The organism is Rubneribacter badeniensis (genome assembly GCF_002899695.1).
GTDB lineage: Bacteria > Actinomycetota > Coriobacteriia > Coriobacteriales > Eggerthellaceae > Rubneribacter > Rubneribacter badeniensis.
In genome coordinates, this window is sequence record NZ_PPEL01000196.1 from 1 (window position 1) to 515 (window position 515).

The following is a 515-nucleotide window of genomic DNA, read 5'->3' on the forward strand; positions in this document are numbered from 1 at the left end:
CGCTAAGGGAGCATGACCGCTAGTTCCTGCTAGCGGTCATCTTTTTGGTGCGCCATCAGCGCCTTGGCGAGCGCCATCGCCTCCCGCAGCAGCCCGACGACCGCAGTCGCCAGCGCAACAGCCGAAGCTGCAAGCTGTAGGAATGCAAGCGTGACACCCAAGCGAATCACCTCCTTTCTAAAAGAAGGTGCCGCCCGACGCTCAGGACTTACGTCCGCTGACCCTTTCCATCATAGCATGATATACAATGCCTTTACGGATGCATAGCCCATTCCCCTACCTCCCCTTGTTCATCTTCGCGGCGATCTCCTCGGCGGAAAGCTGCGTCTCCTCGAATACGCTGTCGCTGTCCAGGTCGAACGCCGTGTGCAGGCAGCGCACGGCCTCGGCGGCCTGCGAGCCGTCCACCACCACGGACAGACGGATGGGCGACGTGGAGATGGCCAGGATGTTGATCTGGTTCTCCCCCAGCGTCGTGAACGCGCGCGCCGCCACGCCGGGCGACGACTTCATGC

The 515-nt window shown here is 62.1% G+C and carries 2 protein-coding genes; both read right to left on the reverse strand.

Annotated features, from left to right (window positions below):
• Positions 1 to 29 precede the first annotated feature (29 nt).
• Positions 30 to 161: a hypothetical protein gene (locus tag C2L80_RS14615; protein WP_264465274.1), complete on the reverse strand. Its 132-nt coding sequence runs from the start codon at positions 159 to 161 to the stop codon at positions 30 to 32.
• Positions 162 to 276: 115 nt separating this feature from the next.
• Positions 277 to 515 (reverse strand): ACT domain-containing protein (locus C2L80_RS13635; protein WP_129589985.1); only part of this gene is annotated, 239 nt, incomplete at its 5' end.